Origin of the sequence: Acinetobacter higginsii, assembly GCF_000369525.1 — a bacterium.
In the GTDB taxonomy this organism is placed as follows: domain Bacteria; phylum Pseudomonadota; class Gammaproteobacteria; order Pseudomonadales; family Moraxellaceae; genus Acinetobacter; species Acinetobacter higginsii.
Genome location: NZ_KB850072.1, coordinates 2,495,185 through 2,518,414 on the forward strand (window position 1 = coordinate 2,495,185; position 23,230 = coordinate 2,518,414).

The window sequence follows — 23,230 nt, forward strand, 5'->3', positions numbered from 1 at the left end:
TATTCTAATAATCTCTTTTAATCTTAATGATTATAACGGAGCCATGGGGTTGCATTATCTTCATCAATCACCCATGTCGAAGTTGAATTTGGATCAGAAGCATCGGCAATATCCCACCCTGAAAAGGTTAGAATTTTTTGCAGTTCTACTGTGGTTTTTCCAATACCACCCGCGCTGGTAGATTGACCTGAGGTTTCAGTATTCCAGTAGCTATTAATGACTATACCATTAGTATAAGGGTCATCTCCAATGAGCCCCCCGACATGATTTACCCCAGTTACAGCGCCATTTGAATAACTATTTTCAACCGTTCCAATATTATATCCAATGAGCCCTCCGACAGAAGTCTTTCCTTCCACAGTGCTGGTTGAATAAGAATTTGTCACAATACCATCGTTATTGTGACCTATTAGACCACCTACGTTGGTATTACCTTTCACTCGCCCAGTCGCATAACTGGCATTGATAATATTATCTGGCGCATTTCCCCCAACAAGACCACCTATATGTTGGCTTTCAACAGCATCACTTGCAATCACATCACCTGTGGCATAGCTATTATTGATATATAAACGTGGTGTTTGATCAGAACCTCTATAAACAGTTGCACCAACCAATCCCCCTAAACCAAACAGGCCGCTAACTTTACCTGTAGCATAGCTTTGGTCAATATGGTGTGAGCTGTTTTCCTGAGCACCTAAGAATCCAATTAATCCACCTGCACCCGCAAAACCAAGTTCTGGATGCCAATTTCCATTTACATATGCGCCAGATAAAATATTCCCCGTAGCGTGACTATTATAAATACCTTGCCCACTACCCACTAAGCCTCCTGCTCCCATACCTCCTGTACCATTAGGATCAAGACTTTGTTCTTGCTCTACAGTCATTGTAAAATCAGGTAAAGAAATATTGCCTGTAGCATAACTATCATAAATTGGAAATAGACTTCCTCCTGCTAATCCGCCAGCACCAAGAATGCCTTTCACATCCGCCTCAGAATAACTTTGGCTAATTTTACCTAAATTGCTATTAATATTTTGCCCACCTGCAGCTCCAATTAGACCTCCAACATAAAATAAACCATCAACTTTACCAGTACTATGGGCATTTTTAATGTTGCCACTTAAATGTAGTCCTGTGAGAGCCCCCATATAAGCATGACCTTTGATTGACACATTGGTAAGACCAACATCTCTTAACTCACTGCCATAAGTAATGCTAAACAATCCTTGAGGAATCGCAACCTGATCATTGATTGGCCCCCAATTGGGTCGAGGTTGATTAATGGTTAAAGCGTCAATTTTGTGCCCTAGTCCATGAAAGTTTCCTTGGAAAATTGGAGCTTCTGGAGGAATGCCTCCTTCAGGTATTTGTTGAATACCTCCATCGACTTTTACTGGTAATTGTCCAATCGCATCAAAGCCTTTCCCGTTATTCCAATTCACCGTATCTGAGGCATCAATATTGCTACCCAAGGCATAATTCCCAGTCAGGTTATTGTTCATCCCTTGCAAGGTATTGATATTGGCATCACCTTCTTCGCCTAGATCATTGATCACAATGTAAGAACTTCCATTAATCAACAACGTCGGTGATGAACCACTCATATTAATCTTGGCGCCATTATTTAAGTTGTAATCCGAACCAGTTCCATAATTCATGGCAAGTTTGGCTTTATCTCCACTTAAGTCCAAATCACTATTAAAATTAATATCTTTAGTTGCGGTTAGTGTCAGTGCAGTATTGGCATTCCAGCTGCTTGCATCATTGATATTAATATTACCTTGACCTTCTGCTGTACCCATCGCATTCAAAGTGACATTGCCTTTATTTAAAGCATCACCCAAAGTGGTACTGCTGACACTACCACCAAAGAAATCGACATCGACATTTTTGGCTTTCAGTTCCCAGCCACTGGTGGTCGGCGGTAAGCTGCTCGTGCTATTTCGCTGAGTGGTAATGTTGGTGCCTGAACTGACATGAACCTCTGCCGCAGAAGTTTTAATCTGCCCACCATTGCCTCCGTTCGGAGCTGATGCATCTAAGGTACCGCTGACATTCACGGTACCACTGCTTAAATCACTGCCAAGCTCAATCACGCCACGGACATTATTCACCGTTTGTGCTTGGATCACCCCAACACTACTCACCACCGCATTACTTAATTCATCAATCCCTTTTGCAGTAAGGATCACTTTACCGCCATCGGCCTGAATCATTCCACCTGAGTTAATCAAGGCCTGTGCTTTACCTTGATTAATGGTATACCCCAACAAACTACCATTATTTAAATTCAGGGTAATATCACCGCCTGCTGCCAATAATACATTACCCTGCGGTGCTTTAATGGTACCTGTCTGTTTTACCGTTGGCGCAATTAAGGCAACCGTACCGCCTGTAGGTACAGTAATTTTACCTCGGTTCTCAACCGCTTTGTTATTGGTAGGATTATTAAAATTAAATAGATTGTTATTAAAATCAGCATTACTCAAGTTTAAGGTCGATGCCACTAAACCAGCGGTATTGACCTGTGAGGTACTGCCAAATAACACCCCATTCGGGTTAATAATAAACACTTGTCCATTGGCATTTAACTGACCATTTAAGTTGGATGCACTGATACCTGTGACGCGGTTTAAGGTAATCGAGCTGCTATTCGGTTGCACGAAATTCACAATTTCATTGCTATTGGTCGAAAAGCTGCTCCAGTCAATTGCCGCTTTTGCAGTGGACTGGTTAATCGTGGTGGTGGTACCTGCGGTTGAAATGCTCGCTGTTCCTGAACTCACCACGCCACCTGTTGGTCCTGCAAAAACAATACTTGCACTCAGTACATTCACCGCAAAGAATGCTGCTAGTTTTGCTGTATGAGCAACTGCGGTTTTAGATTTGATTTTTGTTGTTGATTGCGTTGCAACAACGCCACCTTTGGCCTTCTCACTCACGGCTTGCCAGCAAAGATGTGTCGCATTCCATACCACTTGATAGATCTTATTCACAATTATCCCCACCTGTTCTTAATATTTTAAAAAATTGCGATTTATTTTTAGCATATCTTTTTTATTATTTGATTAATTTGTATATTTTCCTGACCAATGGTTAAAACATCATCAAGCAATCGCATAAATCACAGGTGAGTGCTTATCTTGAATTTAAAGAGAACGAGACGTAGAACATTTTATTTAGATGGATAAATCTAATTGATTAAAAATAAGGAAATACTAAAAATTTAAGGATTATTATTCGTTAAAAACGATACGATTTATGATGATGTGATAAGCATTATATTTAACTTTTACTGAGAGGGTATTAACCATTGACCCGATGATCAATGGTTAAAAATTTTAACGATTAATAATTAGGTCTTCGGTAAAGTCACACCTGTTTGACCTTGGTATTTACCACCACGATCTTTATATGATGTTTCACACACTTCATCGCTTTCAAAGAACAACATTTGTGCAACACCTTCACCTGCATAAATACGCGCTGGCAAATTGGTTGTATTTGAGAACTCTAGGGTAACATGACCTTCCCACTCAGGTTCTAACGGCGTTACGTTTACAATGATTCCGCAACGCGCATAAGTCGATTTACCCAAACAAACCGTAAGAACATTTCGTGGAATACGGAAGTATTCGATGGTACGCGCTAAAGCAAATGAGTTTGGTGGAATAATACACACATCAGATTCGATATCGATAAAGCTTTTATCATCGAAGTTCTTTGGGTCAACAATCGCTGAATGAACGTTGGTAAACACCTTAAATTCGCGCGCACAACGGACATCGTAGCCATAGCTCGATACCCCATAAGAAATCAACTTTTCTCCGTTTTCATCAAAACGAACTTGATTCTCTGCATAAGGTTCAATCATGCCGTGTTTTTCGCTCATTTCACGAATCCAACGATCAGATTTTATTGCCATGACTTTTTATCCATAGACGAAGTTAATAATTGGCGAGTACTTTAACGTAAAATGGTATCAATGAAAACAACAGCACTATCCTGTTATGTGGATAACGCTGTCAAAGTTATAAATTGATTAATGCTGAATAGCTAATTGGAATAGCAAAAGCCATAAGTACGACAGATGCAGTACGCTGTAATTTTGATTGAGACAACCATGCAACTTTATTCGTTGCTAACATGGCACCAACTGAAATCCAGAATAATGCAATGGGCAAAATCAAGCCGACAAAAGTGCTCATATGTGCCATATAAATCTCTTGGCTTTTCCATGCTGCAACAGGAAAAATTGCTGAAGCAAATAACAGGGCTTTAGGATTGAGCAAGGTCGCGCATAACAATTCTCTAGGTCGAATCGTTGGTTGATTTAAAGCCACTTCTTGGTTCGCAGTACGCCATAATTTAATCGCAAGAAAGACGATATAACCCGCACTTAATAATTTCAAAAAAATAGGCAATGCAGGCAAAGTTGTAGAGACTTTACCAATCAGCATGCCCCATGCACTAATTGCGATGATATAGCCAATTGCTTCTGCTGGAATCAAGAGTAAAGATTTGCGTAATCCAACTTGAATACCCGAAGATGCCAATAAGGTATTGGTGGGACCAGGCGTCAACAGAATGGTAATGACTAAACCAATAAAGAACCATGAAATCATTGAATGACCTCACTAGAAGATCGTTTCAGATTAATCCAATTCCCTAGCCATAGCAAAAAATTAACTGTAAACAGTTATGACCAAATACAAGTTAAACAACTGTTTTATATTTACTTTATGAATTTCAAGCCTACTCTACTCAACAGTCACTGCATAAAAAGCGTCTATTTAAAATACAATAAATGTAACCTATCCATCTTGGGCTTATTTTTAGTGCAATAATGTCTGACGCTATTTTAAGTTTTCACTAAGTAAATCGTGTTATTTTCTATACAATTTCCTGTTTATCTGTCCTATTGGGTCTATTTCCGCATTTATGCCTAAGCAATTCTTTCACAAGTGGCTGCCTTCATCAGAGAAAGTCGCGAGCTTAAAGCTGATGAAAATTTTTGGCGATCGCGCCTTAAATCCATTGCTTTGGTATGTGAATCGTCGCTCGATTGCAAAAGCCATGTTTATTGGCACCTTCTGGGGCATTCTGCCTGTTCCATTTCATAGTCTGTTTATTATTCTGACGGTGTTATTTTTTGAAGTAAATTTACCGATTGGCCTCTGTATGGCTTGGCTCACCAATCCTTTTACCGTAGTGCCAATTCTGTATTTAGGCTTTTGGTTTGGGACAAAAATTTATCACGTCAATATGATAAATAAAGAGATGCTACTTGGCGTTCTGCATCAAATTTTAAACTGGATTAAGAACTTTGGGCATGGTCATATTGATTTTAGTTTGGCCAAAATTTTAGTTTCAGGTCTAATCATTGAAGCTGTTTTATTTGCCGTTTTATTTTATCTAGCGACTCACCTGATGTGGCGCTGGATTGTGATTCGCAGTTGGCGAAAACGAGAAAAACAACAGAGAGAAGAAACCATCTAAATGATTTCTTCTCGATCACATTAATTATTTAGCCTCTGCTTTCACCTTCATATATTGCTCCGCGACCTCAAGTGCATAGTCCTGACACGCTTCGCCTGTTGCAGGGTCATAAGCACCATTATTGGTAATATTATTCGATAAGATACGCACCCCAAGGAATGGCACTTTGAACTGTTGCGCAATTTGAGCCACCGATGCTGCTTCCATTTCTTCTACAGAGGTTCCGTATTTGGTATGGAAAAAGTTGATACGATCAAGTTCATTATTCCACGTATCTGCTGAACCGATGGTGCCTTCGACCACTTGCCCTTTGCTGTAATGCACTTTGGCTTTATAAGCAGCGACCAGTAATTCCTTATCCCCTTCGAATTTACGAATCGCAATCGGTTCTGGATCAGACTCGTCCTCTGGCAATACATCAAATGCTTCATTCCACTCCAGTGAATTAGAACCACCGCCAATCGGTTTATTTGGCGTTTTAAATGCACCAATATTGGTGGTGTATTTGCCTAATACAATATCAAACACCTTGAGGTCTGGATCATGTCCACCTGAGGTGCCCTGATTGATAATCGCAATCGGTTGATAATGCTGAATTGCAATGGCTGTCGCTGCGGCCGAGTTGCTCATCCCCATCCGGGTTTTAGAGATCACCATTGGATAACCTTTATAGGTGCCTTTCCAGAATTTCCAGCCACCAATAGTTTCTACACTGACATTTTCTAGTTTTGATGCCATTCGCTCTGATTCAACAGGTAATGCACCTTGGATCACAATCGGCTGTAATTTTGGTTTTTCCTGTACTTGGTTATTACTATTTGAAGAATTATCTCCATTACAGCCACTTAAAACTAAAGCTGCACAAACACTGACAATACCCATCAGGCTTTTAAATTGCATCATTGATCTATACTCAAAAATCAAAACAAGTGATAAGCAAGCAACATACCATTTTTTATTTTTTTAATTTATTTTTAAAGCGTAAAAATAAAAACTTATTTTAATCAAATAGTAAAAACCCAGCAGGATATGCTGGGTTTTTAAGCATTTTAGAAGATACGCTTATCGTCTTTCTGACGTTTGGGTAACTTCTCCATTTGTTGCAACACGGCTTGGGCAATATTGAGATAACTGTCTGCGGCTGCATCCTTTGCGATCACACTTGGTGTGCCTTGATCTGCATGTTCACGAATTTTGGCATCTAAAGGTAAATGACCAAGCAAAGGAATATGATATTGCTCAGATAACTGATCACCACCGCCTGTACCAAAAATTTGCTCTTCATGACCACAATTTGAACAGATATGCGTCGACATATTCTCAATCACACCGAGTACTGGAATATTCACTTTATTAAATAATTCAATACCCTTGGTTGCGTCCATCAACGCAACATTTTGCGGCGTGGTGACAATCACTGCACCCGTCACAGGAATACGTTGCGCCAAAGTCAGCTGAATATCGCCTGTACCGGGCGGCATATCAATCACCAGCACATCTAGATCAGGCCATAGAGTCTGATTGAACAACTGCATCAACGCACCAGTTGCTTTCGGACCACGCCATGCCACAGGTGTATTGTGTGCACCAATTAAATGCCCAATCGACAGTACCGCCATGCCGTAAGCATCTAAAGGTACAAAGTGTTCATTTTCAATCTGTGGGGTTCTGCCCGCATTGCCCAACATGGTTGGGATACTTGGTCCGTAAATATCGGCATCCAACACACCAACTTTTAGACCAAGTTGTTGCAATGCAAGTGCAAGGTTGACCGTAGTCGTTGATTTACCTACACCACCCTTACCCGAAGAAACCAGAATCACATTTTGGATACGTGGATGTGCAGCCACATCACGTTGTTGTGGTGCAGCTTTTTGAATCGGGGGATTATTCGGATCGGCTTCTACTTTAGGTGATGCATCCATCACAGGAGGTAAATTGCTGTTTTCTGCTTTTGGCTTCGATGAGCAACTATGACCTGCTTCACCATGCGCCGCATGTTTTTGTTGGATAATATGTAAATTTAACTCTTGGATACCGCATTTTTCCAAGGCTTCAGCCAGCTCATCATGGATCTGCTGTAAATGATCTTTTTCTTCAGGAAAGGTATTCACTGTAAGTTGTAAAATACGGCCTTGTACATTCACTTGGCTAATGCGTTCTTTTAACGCATTGTCTGAATGTGGCAGTACATAATTTTGTAGAACTGTTTGAATCTCGTCTTCCTTCACTTCTTGTGCTGGTGAAAAAACAGATTTTAAGGAAGAAAGCCACGACATTTTGTTTACTCCAAAAACAGATCAACATTTCACTGAGTTTGGTTAGTTTAGCAGTATTGAAGAATTGACGCTCATATCAAAGCAGATAATTGCTCATTTTTTATAGCAACTTTTCTGCTTTAAATTTCAATCTTCAGCAACTGATACTTTTCACAGGAACGGGATATCTTGTTAAGCTGATCATATCGACCATGAAAAATATGGGATTACGCTTTCATCATATGCAGAGTCACATGATGTTTATGCTTCACTTGGGAGTATTCAATGACACGATATGCTTTGATGATTGGCAGTTTATTTGCTTGCTTCCCGCTATTCGCCCAAGAATCGATGAATCGTGCTGTTTATCAATTGCCGCCACAAACAGAAATCGTGGTAAATAAACAAAAAGAGCAAACCCCTTCGTCTGAAATTAAGATATCAATTAGAATCAGCCCAGAAAAAAATGGATTAAAGATTCAATTATTTAAGGCAAGCAACTCAGAGCGACTTAATCGGCATGCTTTAGCGCTTGCGCAACTGATAAAGCCAGAGGATTTACCCATTCAGGAGACTTCGGCAGAACAACGTGATCACAATAACCAACGCCTATTCTCAAACTATGAGCAAGTCTATTATTTTATTTCCATGCAAGATCAAGCTGTTATACAACGTATTCGACGGGTTGCCGCACCGTCATCCTTAACTGAAATGGCCTGTTTGCTTTTACAAAAAAGTGTTCCATTAGAGGGTGAATCGTTCAGGTTGAATGTCAAACTCTACATCGATAAAGAAGGAAAAATACACCTCCAAGAAACTCAGCCATCCTTAGAAAACTTATTAATGAATCAGCTTTTTCCTGATCAAAAACGTACTCAGCCCTTTTACAAGATTTTCGATCTCGAACGCCAACACTACATTGATATGCCTATTAATCAGCCAGTACGATTTATTTGTACGGCCTGATCGAAACCCATTTAAAAAATATTCAAATAAAAATCCTCAAACATAGTTTGCCTATGTTTGAGGAAGATCTTCAATCGATCACGAGATTAGCAAGCTTAACCTTTGAATTTATTGATCGTATCCGTTGCAGCTTTCTTTAAATCATCCAGTTTATGGCTTGCTTGAGCTTTTAGATCATCAAACTTTGCAGCAGCTTCATCTTTCAACTCAGAGGCTTTGGCTTTGGCATCATCCAGTTTATGGCCAGCTTCTTCTTTAAAGTGATCAAACTTATCTTGAACCGCATGTTGGGTATCTTCAAGTTTGGCTTTGAGATCATCCACTTTAGATGAAATTGCCTCTTTACCTTCTGCATTTTGCTCAGAGACATCTTTCTTTAAATCATCAAGAGCTTTTTCGCCTTTTAACTTAAGCTCCTCGGCGGAGTGTTTTAAGTCATCCACTGCTTTTTCACCTTGTAGCTGAGCTTCTTTTGCTTTGTATTTTAAGTCATTACCCAATTCTGCTGCTTGGTCTTTTAATTCATCAAGTTTTTCGTTTGTCATGATATTTCCTCACTATAGGTAAAAAACATATTGTTTGGATCAATCTTAGTTATACCGTGTTTGAAGTTTTTTTTTGCCCATTGCTGCAAATTGAAACAAATGGGATACAGGAAGATTCAATTGATTGCGGATTGATAAAGCTTTTAATTTTTAGATATAAAAATCATATAAATGAATAACATCCCATTTATTCAACAAAATCAGATCGTAGAATCTCATACAGCACATGCCAGCTTAAGGGATGCTCTGAGGCTAAAGCGGGATGCTGAAACTCCGATACTTTTTTCATATTTAATTTTCGCATCACAGCTTGTGACTTCGCATTTTCTAACGTGGTAAATGCAACGACTTTCTCCAGTTTCAATTGATCAAAAGCAAATGCAAGTGCCGCTTGGGCAGCTTCTGGTGCATAACCTTGTCCCCAATAGGCTTGATCGAGTCGCCATCCAATTTCCACACACGGCGAAAATGAAAATTGTGTCGGTTGATCATGCAAACCAACAAAACCAATAAACTGTTGATTGTTCTTTAATTCAACCGCCCATAAGCCCCAGCCTTGTGCTTCAATAATCGATTTCATTTTATCAATCATGGCATCGCTTTCCGCTCGAGTCAGGAGTTTAGGAAAATATTCCATCACCTGTGGATTGGTACCCATTGCGGCAAAGGATGCATAGTCCTCTGCTTGCCATTGTCTTAAACGCAGTCGAGATGTTTCGATCATTTTTACAACCAATAAATTTGTATTAAAAACTATTAACAATATAAGGAGATAGTTCAGATATACTTCCGCAATATCTCAATCATAGACCTCGTTGTCAGAATTACCTAATATGAATGAAAATGAACTTTTAGAAATTCAGCAGGAACTTCAAGCCCAAGAAAAACGTTTGAAGTATATTCTTTCAAGTAAAAGAAGAATCCAAAACATGATTCTTTCGTTTGAAAAGGATCTTGCTGAACAGTTAATTCCAGTGATTGATCAGCAAAGTGACGATAAAGCACCTGTTGAAAGTAGTTTGGCACTGACCATTTGCTGGAAATTTTCTAAAGCTGAATTTCCTAAAACCGAACATTGGTGCAGTGAACTCAGTATTACTGAGCTTGAATTCAAAGATGAATTTACGGTGGCGCTAAAAGCACAAGCGTGGTTAGGAACCTTGGGCAGTGATGAACTTTGGCAGACGCCAATGTTTGCTGAAATTACCCTTGATCCGAAAACGGACGGCTTAAAGAGCTATCACATTCATTTCCTGTCAAAAGGAAAGATTATCTCTTTAAGAAAAAATTCAAAGCACAGCGTCACTGTAAAACAAATGCAGAGTATGTAATCCTTCGGGATGCATACTCTCCTGCTCTAGATCCTCTCAAATTGATTTAAATCGCCATACTTCTTTTTGCATATCAACACATAATAACTATTGGCGCTGATACAACCCAATGCAAGCACAGGCAAAACCGCAACAAAAATGAAAAGACTCATGGCTAATGTTTCAAAATCAAAGCCATTCACTTGATCTTCTAATAAAATCAGCAGCACTAAGCACATCCACCCCGTAAAAAAGACCAAACTGACTTTTAAAAACTGCGCCAAATCAAAAATTTTGCTGGGTAATTTCAATATTGATAAAACAATAACGTAGAAGATAAAAGCAAGCACGATCAGAAATGGAGTGAGATATAGCATCACTTGCATCGCATTGCTGACCACATGCAATAAATGGTTTTGTTGAAAGTTTAAGAACAAACAATAGGGAATCACAAAACTAAAAACCGATGCCACACTTGCGCAAAAAGATGCACAAAGCAAATGCCAAGATCTCATGGTTGGTTCCTTTATTTATTGAGCATGCAGCCATTATCAGTAAAGGAAATGTGTTTTGATTGAAGTGCAAGTGAAGCTTGCATGAAGTCATGAAAATAGACCCATAACACAGCTTGAAAAGATTTCACTGAATCCCTTGTGCAAGTCGGGGCCAAGTCATGTAAAATCATCTGCCTTGCAAATACGAATGAGAGAACAATATCCGTGCGTAAAATTTTAGTCACCAATGCCCTACCTTATGCCAATGGTCCTATCCATATGGGTCACTTACTCGGTTATATCCAAGCAGATATTTGGGTTCGTGCGATGCGTGCAATGGGCCATGATGTGACTTATGTATGTGCGGATGATGCTCACGGTACAGCAATCATGCTACGCGCTGAGGCCAACGGGATTAGCCCAGAACAACAAATTGCCAATGTTCAGAAAGAACATATCCGTGACTTTGATGGTTTTGGCGTACATTTCGATCACTATGATTCAACCAATAGCGATGAGAACAAAGCACGCTCAGAAGAAATTTATATCAAAAACCGTGAAGCAGGCAATATTGCGATTCGTCCTGTAACGCAGTTATTCGACCCTGAAAAAGGCATGTTCCTGTCTGACCGTTTCATTAAAGGCACATGCCCGAAATGTAAAGCGGAAGATCAATACGGCGATGCCTGTGAAGTGTGCGGTACAACCTACAACGCCACTGAATTAGAAAACCCGCGTTCAACTTTAAGTGGTGCGACTCCTGTTGAGAAATCATCGGATCACTATTTCTTTAAACTTCCGAATTTCTCAGAATACTTACAGAAATGGACCCGTGACCAAGGCCGTTTGCCTGTTTCGATTGCTAACAAACTAGACGAATGGTTTGAAGCAGGTTTATCGGATTGGGATATTTCGCGTGATGCGCCTTATTTCGGTTTTGAAATTCCAGATGCGCCAAACAAATATTTCTATGTTTGGGTGGATGCACCAATTGGTTATATGTCAAGTTTTGAAAACTACATCAAGACTAAACGTCCTGATTTAAGTTTCGACGATTTCTGGAAAAAAGACAGCGATAAAGAAGTTTATCACTTCATTGGTAAAGACATTGTTTACTTCCATGCGCTGTTCTGGCCTGCAATGCTTGAAGGTGCAAACTACCGTACGCCATCAGGTTTATTTGTGAATGGTTTCTTGACGGTGAATGGCCAGAAGATGTCGAAATCTCGTGGTACCTTCATTAAAGCTGAAACCTATTTAGAACATTTGAATCCTGAATATCTACGTTATTACTTTGCGTCTAAGCTTTCTGACAAAGTTGAAGATTCTGATTTAAACCTAGATGACTTCGTTCAAAAAGTGAATTCTGACCTTGTCGGTAAAGTGGTGAATATTGCCAGCCGTTGTGCAAAATTCATTAACACCAACTTCAATAATACTTTGTCGAATACATGTGCAGAGTCTGAACTGGTGCAAAGCTTTATTGATGCGGGTGATTCAATCGCACAAGCCTATGAAGCACGTGAATTCTCAGCTGCAATCCGTGAAATCATGGCGTTGGCTGACCGCGCGAATCAATATATCGATGAGAAAAAACCATGGGCACTTGCGAAGCAAGAAGGTCAGGAACAACAAGTTCATGATGTGTGTTCGGTGGGTATTAACCTATTCCGTCAACTTGCGATTTACTTGGCGCCTGTGTTGCCAACACTTGCAGCTCAAGTTCAAGCCTTCTTACAACTTGAAAGCTTCGACTTTGCATCACGTCAGCTCATCTTGCTTGGTCATGAAATTGCTCAATTCCAGCCATTGATGCAACGTGTTGATGCCAAAGCTGTTGCGGCAATGGTCGATGCATCTAAAGATTCTTTAGCTGCGGCGGCAGAAGCGCCAAAAGCAGAGAAGACAAAAGAAAAGAAAGCCGAGAAGAAGCCTGAGCCGAAAGTAGGTGAAGCTGAAATTATCGGTATTGAAGACTTTATGAAGGTTGACCTTCGTGTTGCTCAAGTACTTGAGGCAGCAACCGTTGAAGGTTCTGATAAATTGCTTCAATTGACTTTGGATGTGGGTGAAGCTGAGCCGCGTAATGTGTTTAGTGGTATCCGTGAGTTTTATCAGCCAGAAGATCTAAAAGACAAATTGGTGGTGATGGTGGCTAACCTTGCGCCACGTAAGATGCGCTTTGGTATTTCTAACGGTATGGTACTTGCCGCAGGTAATGGCGAAGGTGTTTGGGTGATTTCACCTGAATCTGGCGCTAAACCAGGCGATAAAGTGTCTTAATATATAAAACTGATGTAAGGGTTTCTTCGGAAGCCCTTTTTTTATTTCTATAATTCAACCAAAATATTAAATGAACGATAAATACATTAGGTAAAACATGTTCCAGAGAATAATCACCGTCTTCTTTTTCAGCATTTTTTCTTTTCAAATTGCTTTAGCTCAGGAAATTCAATCTCAATTTAGCCCTCAAGTACAACAAGCTAAAGATCAAGTTCAACTAATATTCAATACTTTATTTCAATCGGATGACGAAAACCCAAATATAAAAGTTGATCCTACATTAAAACAGCTACTTTCAGAAAATAAGGAGGAGAAGGCAAAAGAATATATCGATCAACAACAAAACTTATTTTTAAAGCAAATGAATCGTTATATCAAACAAGGAGACCCAACTGCATCTGTTGCACTTTTAGAATTTGCTCTATTTTCACAAGATTCAGCGCTAAAAGAACAAATCGATCTTAAGCCAATTCAAAAGCTTTCCAATCAAAAGGATGCTTATGCAAGTTATTTGCTGGCGCAATACTATTCAACTACTGAACAATACATCCCCTTACTCGAAAAAGCAGGACAGCAAGGTTCTGTTGCTGCACAAATGACACTTGCAGATGAATATGGATTTCGACTGCCCGTTGAGCAGCAAGATGCCAAAAAAGCTGAGTTTTGGGCAAATAAAGCCAAACAGAATTTAGGTGAGGCGGCCTATACTGAGCAGAAGTGTGCACTGGCAAATTGTGATCTTGAAGAATTTGAAATGGTGGATTTTTCCAAGATCCCCCAGCAGTAAGGCCATACGCTAAGACGAGAACATCCCATAAAATCCGCTTACAAAAGCGGATTTTTTTCTGCGCCCAAACACCCCATTTTATTTGAATTCATGGTAAAAAAGTTTTTCTCTAATAAATTTAATGATTCTATGAAAAAAACAGCCCTCCTCCTTTCTATCTCATTCTTGAGTAGCTTCCCTTTACTTGGCCATGCAGAAACCAGCAAAACCCTGCCGATCATTGAACAACAAAAACAGGTTGCCGGCTACTATCAACACCAAGTCGGTGATGTACAAATTACCGCCCTGCTCGATGGCACTAACTTTATGTCACCAAGCTTGTTTAAAGATATTTCTCAGCAACAAGTCCAGCAAATCTTAAAGAAATACTATGCCGATCAAGATAAAGGCGTACAGACCTCCATCAATGCTTTCCTCGTCAATACAGGAAAATCATTGGTACTCGTCGATAGCGGTGCAGCCAGTTGTTTTGGTGCACATTTAGGCTCGATTCTAAAAAACCTAGAGGCCTCAGGCTATAAACCTGAACAGGTCGATACCATTTTACTCACGCATTTACATCCCGACCATGTCTGTGGCATCAGTAAAGATGGCGTTGCTAACTTCCCTAATGCAACCGTGTACGTTTCCAGTGATGAAGCCAATTATTGGCTAGATCCAAAACAGGCTGCTAAGCTTCCTAAAGACAAACAAGCGGGGTATGAAGGAACCGTAAAGCACATTAAACAGGCCATCGCCCCGTACCAAGCCCAACAACGCTTTAAGACCTATAAACTCGGTGATGACATTCAAGGCTTTAAAGTCATTAACACGGCGGGACATACGCCTGGTCACTTTAGCTATGAATTAAAAACTAAAGGCGAAAGCGTGGTGTTTATTGGAGATATCGTGCATTCACATACCGTGCAATTTGATCAACCCGAAACTGCGATTGAATACGATATTGACCCGAAAAAAGCCGTCGCTACACGCTTAAAGCAATTTGCTGATTTCGCCAAAAATGGACAAACCATTGCTGCTCCCCATTTACCATTCCCAGGGATTGGACATATTTATTCTGCTGATGGAAAGAGCTATCAATGGATTCCTGTGCATTTTAAAGATTAAGCCGCATATACTGATTCTAGGCAATAAAAAAGCGACCTTCTCGGTCGCTTTTTCTGCTCTATTATTTCATGCCAAAGATCAGCTTTAATCCGAGCAAGGTCATCACACCACCCGCAATCCGATCAAATATCGATTTGGATTTTAGATAAACTTTACGTGGGCCTTCGGCTGACAATGCCACCGCAACCAACGAATACCAACTTGCATCAATAAAGAAGCACAACATTGGCAACACCACATAGTAATAACTTGGAATGTCTTTCGGTAATAAAGCGGTAAAAATACTGGCAAGGATAATCGCAATTTTCGGGTTACTGAGCTGAGTAATCAGCCCTAAACGAAAGGCTTGTGCATAACTCATCTGATTCACAGTGCCATTGACTGCTTCCATTGGTTCTTTGGCATGTTTGATAATTTTATAGGCCAGCCAAAATAAGTACAGACCACCAAATATTTTTAGTGCGATATAAGCAGAAGGTACGGCTAATAAAATTGCCTGCAATCCCATCACAGCAAGCAAACCAAATAAAGCTGCACCGGTGCCTGTTCCCAAGGCGGTAAACAGTCCATGCTTGCGAGAAATCGCAATTGAGTTTTTAGCCACATAAATAAATGTAGGACCCGGGCTAATTGCACCCAACATTAAAGCCAAAGCAATTGAGCCTAAAATCAATAACGATTCCAAGTGAAACCTCTAGATTAGAATAATTTTCAAATATTAATTTTACTGAAAAAGTATCGCCAGAAGATATAAAAATTTTGACTAATCTCAGCAATTTTTGTGCGCTTTAATCAATAGAAGTTGATGAGAAAACCATAAGCTAGAGCAAAGACTCAATTTACAATGAATATCAAACACTTAAAAATAACATATTCATCTCCATCATGGATCGAGTATCCGATTTTTCTATAAAACTAATTTTATGATCAAAATTTGTCATCCATTTTAGTGTAACTTTCATTTATTTGTAGCCATTTAAATCCCATAATAAATTTATGGAATTAAATTCATTTTCATCAATAACGATAACCGAGGCACATTAGATGCAAACTAAAAAATTGAAAAATTTAGACCCTTCACAATCACATCTGTGGATTATTGGCGGTGGTATTGCTGGTATGGCGGCGGCAGCCTTTGCCATTCGTGACGCCAAAGTACCTGCCCAAAACATTCATATTTTAGAAGAGCTTGAAGTCTCAGGCGGTTCAATGGATGGTGGACATAATCCACTCAATCCAAACCATGCATGGGTGACTCGAGGCGGAAGAATGTTGACCGATGAAACCTACCTCTGCACATGGGATCTATTTTCCAGCATCCCCTCACTGGAAGATCCCAACATTTCTGTCCGCGAAGAATGCCGTGAATTTAATGACAAGATCAAAACCCATGCCCGAGCCCGTTTAATTGATGCTAATCATGTCATTGCAGAGGCCGAAAAACTTGGCTTATCCACCTTAAATCGTGCACAGATGCTACGCCTGCTAGCACTCAAAGAAGAACGCATTGGCAGCCGTCGTATTGATGAGTTTTTTGATGATGCATTTTTCCAAAGCAATTTCTGGCGGATGTGGCGCACCACCTTTGCCTTTCAGAAATGGCATAGTGCCGCGGAATTACGTCGCTATTTCTTACGCTTTATTCAGGAATTACCTCGTATTCATACCTTGGCTGGGGTTAAGCGCACCAAATATAATCAATATGATTCGATGATTTATCCCTTACAACGTTGGTTAGTCGAACAAGGCGTGGATGTGCGCTTTGGTACTTATGTCACCGATGCTGATTTTATTGAAGATGAGCAAAGTAAACAACGTAAGGCAAGCAAGCTTTATCTCAATCTCTCAGAAGGGACTGAACAGATTATCTTAGGTGAACATGATCTCGCCTTATTTACCTTAGGCTCGATTACAGCCGATTCACGTTATGGTGGTCAAAATGATGTGCCAGCCTTAATTCGTGATCGACAGGACCATGGCTGGCGCTTATGGGAAACCCTTGCACAAAAAGCACCTGATTTTGGCCGCCCAATGACCTTTAATGGCAATATCGACGAACATAAATGGAAGTCTTTTACCCTGACCCTGCATGATGATGTGCTGCTCAAACGTATCATCGAATACACAGGCAATGAGCCAGGAACGGGTGCACTGATGACTTGGTTTGAATCAGGCTGGCATTTATCCATCGTCGTGCCTGCGCAGCCACATTTTGCTGACCTACCTAAAGGCAAATTTACCCTATGGGGCTATGGCTTTGAAATTGACCACATCGGTGACTACATCAAAAAACCAATGAGTGAAGCCACTGGGCAAGAAATTGTGATTGAGTTAATTCATCAGCTCGGATTCGACGATATCCTAGATCATGTACTGGCGCATAGTGACATTAGCACCGTAATGATGCCCTATGCTTCTGCCCTGTTTGCTTGTCGTAAAGCGGGCGACCGTCCCTTACTGATTCCAGAGAATGCCGTTAATTTTGCTTTCTTGGGGCAATTTGTGGAGCTGGAAGATGATGTGGTGTTTACCGTGGAATATTCCATCCGTGGCGCCATGCTCGCTATTTATCAACTCTTAGGTGTAGACCGTGAAGTTCCGGAAATCTATAACGGCTTGCTCGACCCTAAAGTGGGTTTAAAAGCCTTGGAAACCGTATTTCACTAAATCATCTTGAAATACGAAACATGAAGTAGATCTTGATGATCTACTTCATCCACATGATTAGTCCTTAGATCTATAAGCAAAATTCACTCGAATTTACTGAATAGCTTGCTCATTCTTGAAGCAGCAGCTTGCCATTTTCTTTCAGTAATTTTCCATCATAGCTATAAATCATTTTCTTCTGAGCAACTTTGCGTTCTTGCTCCTCACTTTCTGGTGCAACCATAAAATCAGGCATGCTCACGATAATTTGATTGGGTTTTGCTGAAACCTTGATTAAATCTGAACATGAACCAAAAACAGGCGAAACCGTCACTTTCTGGTTTGGACTGATTTTCACAAAATTCAGTTGAATCGGACAACCACTGCCGCCAATGTCTTGCACCAAAACCACATCATCCATGTGTAATTTATAAATGCCTTCAATCGACAGACCGTTATTGCCCTCAATTTTTGGCAGTACCATCTTATGATTAAAATATAGCGTTTCTTGTCCAGTCTCAGGGCTGACTTTAATTTGGACTTGCCCATAACGTGTTTTCTTGACGCTTTCCGCAGCAAAAGCAGTCTGTGTAGCGACCAATACCGTAGCAGCAAGCACCAATTTCAACATCTTATTTTGTGTCATCATTTTGATTTTACTCATCACCTTGTTTAATGATTTTAGGTTTCAAACTGCATGGATTTTCGACTTTGATCTCCTGAAAATATTTCTCTCCGTCTTCTTCCGCATCATAGCCAAAATTAAACGAGCCATCGCTCTCGTCAAAGAAGGTAGAATAGCCAATCTGCTCCATCTCGCTAAACTTTGGATCTTTTTTACTAATGCTTAAATAAGGCTTGAGTTCAGGCAGTCGGTAAAACACCACTTTGTCATGTTCTTTATCCAATTGCTGTTTGGTCACGAAGCACTTTTGATTGGGTGACATTTTTAATAACTCAAAGAATTCCTGCTGCTTATTATTTTGGTCATACACTGTAAGGATATGCGCACTGCCAGTTGCACCGAGTTGAAAACCGATCAGTTTTGGGGTGAATTGATAGGCCCTTGCCGTCTTATTCCATTGCGATATTAAGACTTTGTCTTGACCTTTATAGGTTTTAATATAGTCACAGGCATCGGTTTTCACATTGCAGTTTCGTTTAATAATTTTGACCTCACCCGCTTGAGCTAAAACTTCGGCTTTAGCCCATAGCGCGCTACTGCAACAGAGCAAACTGATTGCTAAAATTAATCTACTTGTCATTTTATAATATACCCAATTGATTTAAGCCGTGGTCTAAGTGCCACAAAATAGACAGCTTATTCTGCTTAGAATAGATTGGGAATTCAATGTTTTATTACTAGCCTCATCCACATGACGTTGAAAGCACCATATACAACACCTCACTGCTGAATGAACCATCTGCTTGAATGCGATAATATTGCTGGGTTTGATCAGATGCCTTTTTCTGTAAATAACGAATGGTCTGAATCGCATATTCAGGGGTTTGCATCCGCGCTGTCCAACTCTTGAACTCTAAATCTAAATATTGCTTTTCAACGCTCTCGACCCTAAAACCTGCACATTCAGCAAAGCGCATCCATTCCTGCAAACTATAATTGCGTACATGACTTGGGTCTCGAATGGTTTCAATACTCTGAAAGAAGGTATCCATCACTGGATTTGAGTGCCCTAAAATATCGACAATAATCACCTTGCCTTGAGGCGCCAATACACGGCGAATTTCCGCCATCGCCTGCGCGACGTTGTGCCAATGATGTGCTGAATAGCGGGTAATCACACAATCAAAGCGTTGATCGGCAAAGGGTAAACTCTCTGCTGCGCCTTGCTGAGTGATCACATTATTCAAGCCCTTTTGCTTGGCCTGTTGTGCCACCAATTCCACCATCGACGGCGTTAAATCATAAGCAGTTACTTCACCAGTAAATGGTGCGATCTGATAGCTGACATGTCCACCGCCACAGCCTAAGTCCAACACGGTCTTCAATTGATGTGACTGGATCAAATGCTGCATTTTTGCAAACTCAACACCTTGCGCATGCACGGTGCTGTTTAAATAGGCTTGGGATTTATCTTGATATTGCTGTTGATTAACTTGATGCTGGGTATTCATCTTTTTATCCTTGCACTGTGGGCTTAGCTTTAAAAATAGCCAACCTCAACCAAAAATAAAAATGATCAATTTTTTATTAACTAATAAAAATTAGTTATCAATTAAAGCCCAATCAAACTGGCTGCGACATTAATCGCCACCGCCAAGATCACAGTATTAAAAATAAAAGCCAAGACACAATGAAAAATATTCAGATGTCGGAGCTCTGAACTGGTAATCGAGATATCAGCCGTTTGTGCAGAGGTACCAATGATATAACTGAAATAGATAAAATCGAGATAATCAGGTTGATCGGTTTTAGGAAAATCCAAACCTGCTTCTTGATGACGACTTTTGGCAAGGTAGTAATCATGCGCATAATGAATCGCAAATAACGTATGCAGTAATAACCACGTTGAAAAAATCGTCCCGATGGTCAGTAAAATCAGGGCGCTTTTTAAAATCGGCTGATCTTTAGGCACATGCCCCAATTGCACCACAATCGAAATAAAGCAAATTACAATGGCAACCAGCACTACGGTCAAGATCATCCACTTGCCTTCATCTTGTTGCTTGGCGCGTTGTAAAATATGGGTGGCGTCCAAGTGCCACATCATTTTCAGGGTCAGAAATAAATACAGCCAAATCGCAATATTCCAACCCAGCTGTAAGCAGGTTGCCCAATGCCATTGGGTAAACAGATGCAAAGCCCCATAAATCATAAGTCCTAAAGAAAAAGTCGCAGACAAATATGGCCGATACTTTATTCCTTTTAGCAAGCGCGGGATCAATCCTTGCATTGTTCACCTATTTGTATTTTTTATGCATGAATAATTTACTCTTATTTTTTAACACTGTATGGCCTTAGAAAAATCACTCAGAACGGCAATTTAACCGAAATTAAACAAAATAAAGTTTCTCAGCATATTTACTTCGGACAAAAATGTCCGTTTAATTCACACTATCTCCCAAGAAATTTGAATCATGGCAAAACGTCAGCAATTGGCAGCGCATAATCGTGATGAACTTCTGAATGCGGCTGAAGAAATCTTTCGCAAGCAAGGGGTTCATGTGCCTTTACAAGCCATTATTGATCATGCTGGCGTGGGACGTGCAACCTTTTACCGTAATTTTGCAGATCGTAAAGCCTTGATGACAGCATTATTGGAACGTGCCATAGAACGTTTGGAACAACGTACGCTTGCCTTACAAGACTTTGATGATGGCTTTATTCGTCTGATCGAGGGTCATATCGAACAATTGCCCCATCTGGTGGTTCTGATTGATTACTGGCGCATTATTGATCGGCAAGACCCAATCATGCTAAACATTTATGAGCGGCGTGATAAAGCACTGCAACCCTTGATTGATCGCGCCATAAAACACAAATTGTGTCGTCCAGATTTAACGCCACACGATTTTGCCATGATTACAGCGATTTTGGGCTCTTCATTTCAAGGACATCACGCCTCTGATCAAGTGCGCTTAGCCAAACGAGCAATAGAATTATTATTAAACGGCATTAAAGTTTAGTTCGAGGAATAATATGGATAAAAGCCCTCGCTATCTAGAGACTCCTCCGGATTGGTCTGCCGATGAGCGCCCAACCTTACCAGGCTCGCCTGCTGCAATTGCACATGCCCGACCAAAACGCTTTGCCTATTTTTTTATTGGTCTGTTTATATGTATTGCAGCCAGTTTAAGTAATGGGTTTATCGTTGCCAATTTACCGATTTTCCAAGGTGAATATGGTCTCACCCCATCGCAAGCAGCATGGCTACCTGCGGCCTATGTGATGGCCAATGTCAGCTCTAACCTGATACTGTTTAAAGCCCGCCAACAATATGGTTTACGCTTATTTTCAGAAATTGGTCTGTTGGCTTTTATTGGTGTACTCGTTTTACATATCTTTGTTCAAACCTATGAAGTTGCCTTATTTGTGCGCTTTATTGCAGGTTTGGCAGCTGCGCCTTTAAGCTCTCTAGGGATGTATTACACCATGCAAGCCTTTGGTAAGGCGGATATGGCCAAAGGGATTTATCTGGCCTTCGGCTTTCAGCAACTTGGCCTGCCTTTGGCATGGATCATCTCGCCTTTTCTGCTCAGTGCCAACCAGTGGGATGTGATTTATACCTTTGAATTAGGTTTGGCAATTTGTTGTTTTGCCATGGTGGTGGCGTTAAAACTGCCACGCAGCCTACGCTTGGAGGTATTCGAGAAGCAGGACTTCTTTACCTTTGCCTTGCTTGCACCCGGTTTTGCCTGTCTGTGTATCGTACTCACCCAAGGGCCGATTTTATGGTGGTTCAATAGTCCTTGGTTGGCCTATACCTTAATTGTCGGTTTTTGTTTGATTGTGTTGGGACTGACTTATGAACACTATCGCAGCAATCCACTGATTATGACCCGTTGGTTAGCCGCAGGTGATCTACTCAGTTTTGTGGTCAGTGCCTTCGCCTTACGTTTACTCATGTCAGAACAAAGCTATGCTGCAGTCAACTTCCTTAAGACCATGGGCATGGGGCCCGACCAGTTTGTACCACTGTATGTGGTGATCTTCTGCGGCACCATTGCAGGTTCGGTATTTAGTGCACTGACCTTTCATCGTGAACGACTGATTCTGAATTTGTTCCTTGCTGAAATCCTGATTTTGATTGCTTGTGCGCTGGACTATCACCTGACCAGTGATGTGCGTCCTGCCAACTTTTACCGCAGTCAATTTCTCGTCAGCTTTGCAGGTGGTGTGTTTATCGGCCCACTGCTGCTGATGGGCTTTATGCGTACCCTGCAACGTGGCCCGCAATATGTGGTGACCTTCATTGTACTGTTTTCAGCCACACAGAATTTTGGTGGTTTGGTCGGCTCCTCCTTTTTCAACACCTATCAACAGCGCCATACCTATGATTATAAAGTCGAAATCAATAGCAATCTTGATCCGACAAATCCAATTGTGGCACAGCGTTTACAGGCCTATCAGCATAGTGCCATGGTCAGTAGTAATGACCCTGTTTTGCAAAATAACCAAGCCTTGCAAAACCTGAATAAGGTGGTCACCCGTGAGGCTCAGGTACGGGCCTATAACGATGTAATCGTATTAAACGGTATTTTTGCGGTGGTGTTATTACTGTGGGGGCTATTTAAATATGCACGGGATAAATACAAAACCCGAAAAAATCTGCAAGCAGCCAGTTAGTCCTTTTTGATTGAGAAAAGC

The 23,230-nt window shown here is 40.6% G+C and carries 22 protein-coding genes; 9 read left to right on the top strand and 13 right to left on the bottom strand.

Annotated features, from left to right (window positions below; translation table 11 throughout):
- Window positions 1-23: 23 nt before the first annotated feature.
- From F902_RS17870 to F902_RS17880, 3 genes are all read right to left on the bottom strand, one after another.
- Entirely contained in the window at window positions 24-3,002 is a 2,979-nt protein-coding gene (locus tag F902_RS17870; RefSeq protein ID WP_005205587.1) for a two-partner secretion domain-containing protein, read from the bottom strand.
- Between the two features lie 359 nt (window positions 3,003-3,361).
- The gene (gene dcd, locus F902_RS17875) at window positions 3,362-3,931 is read right to left on the bottom strand and encodes a dCTP deaminase (RefSeq protein WP_003653416.1); all 570 of its coding nucleotides are present in this window, start codon (window positions 3,929-3,931) and stop codon (window positions 3,362-3,364) included.
- Window positions 3,932-4,037: 106 nt separating this feature from the next.
- Window positions 4,038-4,631, bottom strand: a complete 594-nt coding sequence (locus tag F902_RS17880) for a LysE family translocator (RefSeq protein ID WP_004804846.1) — start codon at window positions 4,629-4,631, stop codon at window positions 4,038-4,040.
- Window positions 4,632-4,947: 316 nt separating this feature from the next.
- Here F902_RS17880 and F902_RS17885 point away from each other — a divergent pair, with 316 nt between their 5' ends.
- Window positions 4,948-5,505, top strand: coding sequence for a DUF2062 domain-containing protein (locus tag F902_RS17885; RefSeq protein ID WP_017402057.1), 558 nt, complete (start codon window positions 4,948-4,950; stop codon window positions 5,503-5,505).
- A 24-nt stretch (window positions 5,506-5,529) separates the two neighbouring features.
- Here the strand turns inward: F902_RS17885 and F902_RS17890 are convergent, their stop codons facing one another.
- A complete protein-coding gene (locus F902_RS17890) occupies window positions 5,530-6,408 on the bottom strand; it encodes a 5'-methylthioadenosine/S-adenosylhomocysteine nucleosidase (protein ID WP_005205592.1) in 879 nt (292 codons plus the stop codon).
- A gap of 146 nt (window positions 6,409-6,554) precedes the next feature.
- A complete protein-coding gene (gene apbC / locus F902_RS17895) occupies window positions 6,555-7,784 on the bottom strand; it encodes an iron-sulfur cluster carrier protein ApbC (protein ID WP_005205594.1) in 1,230 nt (409 codons plus the stop codon).
- Between the two features lie 264 nt (window positions 7,785-8,048).
- On the opposite strand from apbC, the gene F902_RS17900 reads away from it, so the two are divergent.
- Window positions 8,049-8,729 carry a hypothetical protein gene (locus F902_RS17900; RefSeq protein WP_005205596.1) on the top strand — a complete coding sequence of 227 codons (681 nt, stop codon included), beginning with the start codon at window positions 8,049-8,051 and terminating at the stop codon, window positions 8,727-8,729.
- A 95-nt stretch (window positions 8,730-8,824) separates the two neighbouring features.
- On the opposite strand, the gene F902_RS17905 is transcribed toward F902_RS17900, so the two are convergent.
- Both F902_RS17905 and F902_RS17910 read right to left on the bottom strand, forming a co-directional pair.
- Entirely contained in the window at window positions 8,825-9,274 is a 450-nt protein-coding gene (locus F902_RS17905; protein WP_005205598.1) for a hypothetical protein, read from the bottom strand.
- A gap of 187 nt (window positions 9,275-9,461) precedes the next feature.
- Window positions 9,462-9,998, bottom strand: coding sequence for a GNAT family N-acetyltransferase (locus F902_RS17910; protein ID WP_005205600.1), 537 nt, complete (start codon window positions 9,996-9,998; stop codon window positions 9,462-9,464).
- Window positions 9,999-10,107: 109 nt separating this feature from the next.
- Between F902_RS17910 and F902_RS17915 the strand changes: the two genes are divergently transcribed.
- A complete protein-coding gene (locus F902_RS17915) occupies window positions 10,108-10,605 on the top strand; it encodes a hypothetical protein (RefSeq protein ID WP_005205601.1) in 498 nt (165 codons plus the stop codon).
- 26 nt (window positions 10,606-10,631) lie between these two features.
- On the opposite strand, the gene F902_RS17920 is transcribed toward F902_RS17915, so the two are convergent.
- A complete protein-coding gene (locus tag F902_RS17920; RefSeq protein ID WP_005205604.1) occupies window positions 10,632-11,099 on the bottom strand; it encodes a hypothetical protein in 468 nt (155 codons plus the stop codon).
- Window positions 11,100-11,303: 204 nt separating this feature from the next.
- On the opposite strand from F902_RS17920, the gene metG reads away from it, so the two are divergent.
- The 3 genes from metG to F902_RS17935 all read left to right on the top strand — a co-directional run bounded on the left by metG (window position 11,304) and on the right by F902_RS17935 (window position 15,255).
- Window positions 11,304-13,361: a methionine--tRNA ligase gene (metG, locus tag F902_RS17925; RefSeq protein WP_005205606.1), complete on the top strand. Its 2,058-nt coding sequence runs from the start codon at window positions 11,304-11,306 to the stop codon at window positions 13,359-13,361.
- Window positions 13,362-13,458: 97 nt separating this feature from the next.
- Window positions 13,459-14,148, top strand: coding sequence for an SEL1-like repeat protein (locus F902_RS17930; protein ID WP_005205608.1), 690 nt, complete (start codon window positions 13,459-13,461; stop codon window positions 14,146-14,148).
- Window positions 14,149-14,277: 129 nt separating this feature from the next.
- Window positions 14,278-15,255, top strand: coding sequence for an MBL fold metallo-hydrolase (locus F902_RS17935; protein ID WP_005205611.1), 978 nt, complete (start codon window positions 14,278-14,280; stop codon window positions 15,253-15,255).
- Between the two features lie 61 nt (window positions 15,256-15,316).
- On the opposite strand, the gene F902_RS17940 is transcribed toward F902_RS17935, so the two are convergent.
- Window positions 15,317-15,940, bottom strand: coding sequence for a LysE family translocator (locus tag F902_RS17940; RefSeq protein ID WP_005205613.1), 624 nt, complete (start codon window positions 15,938-15,940; stop codon window positions 15,317-15,319).
- A 359-nt stretch (window positions 15,941-16,299) separates the two neighbouring features.
- Here F902_RS17940 and F902_RS17945 point away from each other — a divergent pair, with 359 nt between their 5' ends.
- On the top strand, window positions 16,300-17,922 hold the full coding sequence (locus F902_RS17945; RefSeq protein ID WP_005205616.1) for an oleate hydratase: 1,623 nt from the start codon (window positions 16,300-16,302) through the stop codon (window positions 17,920-17,922).
- Between the two features lie 109 nt (window positions 17,923-18,031).
- On the opposite strand, the gene F902_RS17950 is transcribed toward F902_RS17945, so the two are convergent.
- The 4 genes from F902_RS17950 to F902_RS17965 all read right to left on the bottom strand — a co-directional run bounded on the left by F902_RS17950 (window position 18,032) and on the right by F902_RS17965 (window position 20,816).
- Window positions 18,032-18,550, bottom strand: coding sequence for a hypothetical protein (locus F902_RS17950; protein WP_005205618.1), 519 nt, complete (start codon window positions 18,548-18,550; stop codon window positions 18,032-18,034).
- Window positions 18,551-18,557: 7 nt separating this feature from the next.
- Window positions 18,558-19,166 carry a hypothetical protein gene (locus tag F902_RS17955; RefSeq protein WP_005205619.1) on the bottom strand — a complete coding sequence of 203 codons (609 nt, stop codon included), beginning with the start codon at window positions 19,164-19,166 and terminating at the stop codon, window positions 18,558-18,560.
- A gap of 103 nt (window positions 19,167-19,269) precedes the next feature.
- Window positions 19,270-20,037, bottom strand: coding sequence for a class I SAM-dependent methyltransferase (locus F902_RS17960; RefSeq protein ID WP_005205621.1), 768 nt, complete (start codon window positions 20,035-20,037; stop codon window positions 19,270-19,272).
- A 101-nt stretch (window positions 20,038-20,138) separates the two neighbouring features.
- Window positions 20,139-20,816: a DUF1345 domain-containing protein gene (locus F902_RS17965; protein WP_005205622.1), complete on the bottom strand. Its 678-nt coding sequence runs from the start codon at window positions 20,814-20,816 to the stop codon at window positions 20,139-20,141.
- Window positions 20,817-21,000: 184 nt separating this feature from the next.
- Here F902_RS17965 and F902_RS17970 point away from each other — a divergent pair, with 184 nt between their 5' ends.
- Together F902_RS17970 and F902_RS17975 are read left to right on the top strand one after the other, a co-directional pair.
- Window positions 21,001-21,549, top strand: a complete 549-nt coding sequence (locus F902_RS17970; RefSeq protein ID WP_005205624.1) for a TetR/AcrR family transcriptional regulator — start codon at window positions 21,001-21,003, stop codon at window positions 21,547-21,549.
- A 13-nt stretch (window positions 21,550-21,562) separates the two neighbouring features.
- Window positions 21,563-23,209 carry an MFS transporter gene (locus F902_RS17975; RefSeq protein ID WP_004804807.1) on the top strand — a complete coding sequence of 549 codons (1,647 nt, stop codon included), beginning with the start codon at window positions 21,563-21,565 and terminating at the stop codon, window positions 23,207-23,209.
- Window positions 23,210-23,230: the final 21 nt, after the last annotated feature.

Coding starts and splice junctions, on each gene's coding strand:
- F902_RS17950 (WP_005205618.1), bottom strand. CDS start 18,550: ATGATGACACAAAATAAGATGTTGAAATTGGTGCTTGCTGCTACGGTA.
- F902_RS17935 (WP_005205611.1), top strand. CDS start 14,278: ATGAAAAAAACAGCCCTCCTCCTTTCTATCTCATTCTTGAGTAGCTTC.
- F902_RS17955 (WP_005205619.1), bottom strand. CDS start 19,166: ATGACAAGTAGATTAATTTTAGCAATCAGTTTGCTCTGTTGCAGTAGC.
- F902_RS17930 (WP_005205608.1), top strand. CDS start 13,459: ATGTTCCAGAGAATAATCACCGTCTTCTTTTTCAGCATTTTTTCTTTT.
- F902_RS17910 (WP_005205600.1), bottom strand. CDS start 9,998: ATGATCGAAACATCTCGACTGCGTTTAAGACAATGGCAAGCAGAGGAC.
- F902_RS17890 (WP_005205592.1), bottom strand. CDS start 6,408: ATGATGCAATTTAAAAGCCTGATGGGTATTGTCAGTGTTTGTGCAGCT.
- F902_RS17905 (WP_005205598.1), bottom strand. CDS start 9,274: ATGACAAACGAAAAACTTGATGAATTAAAAGACCAAGCAGCAGAATTG.
- F902_RS17880 (WP_004804846.1), bottom strand. CDS start 4,631: ATGATTTCATGGTTCTTTATTGGTTTAGTCATTACCATTCTGTTGACG.
- F902_RS17900 (WP_005205596.1), top strand. CDS start 8,049: ATGACACGATATGCTTTGATGATTGGCAGTTTATTTGCTTGCTTCCCG.
- F902_RS17960 (WP_005205621.1), bottom strand. CDS start 20,037: ATGAATACCCAGCATCAAGTTAATCAACAGCAATATCAAGATAAATCC.
- F902_RS17920 (WP_005205604.1), bottom strand. CDS start 11,099: ATGAGATCTTGGCATTTGCTTTGTGCATCTTTTTGCGCAAGTGTGGCA.
- dcd (WP_003653416.1), bottom strand. CDS start 3,931: ATGGCAATAAAATCTGATCGTTGGATTCGTGAAATGAGCGAAAAACAC.
- apbC (WP_005205594.1), bottom strand. CDS start 7,784: ATGTCGTGGCTTTCTTCCTTAAAATCTGTTTTTTCACCAGCACAAGAA.
- F902_RS17970 (WP_005205624.1), top strand. CDS start 21,001: ATGGCAAAACGTCAGCAATTGGCAGCGCATAATCGTGATGAACTTCTG.
- F902_RS17915 (WP_005205601.1), top strand. CDS start 10,108: ATGAATGAAAATGAACTTTTAGAAATTCAGCAGGAACTTCAAGCCCAA.
- F902_RS17945 (WP_005205616.1), top strand. CDS start 16,300: ATGCAAACTAAAAAATTGAAAAATTTAGACCCTTCACAATCACATCTG.
- F902_RS17975 (WP_004804807.1), top strand. CDS start 21,563: ATGGATAAAAGCCCTCGCTATCTAGAGACTCCTCCGGATTGGTCTGCC.
- F902_RS17885 (WP_017402057.1), top strand. CDS start 4,948: ATGCCTAAGCAATTCTTTCACAAGTGGCTGCCTTCATCAGAGAAAGTC.
- F902_RS17965 (WP_005205622.1), bottom strand. CDS start 20,816: ATGCAAGGATTGATCCCGCGCTTGCTAAAAGGAATAAAGTATCGGCCA.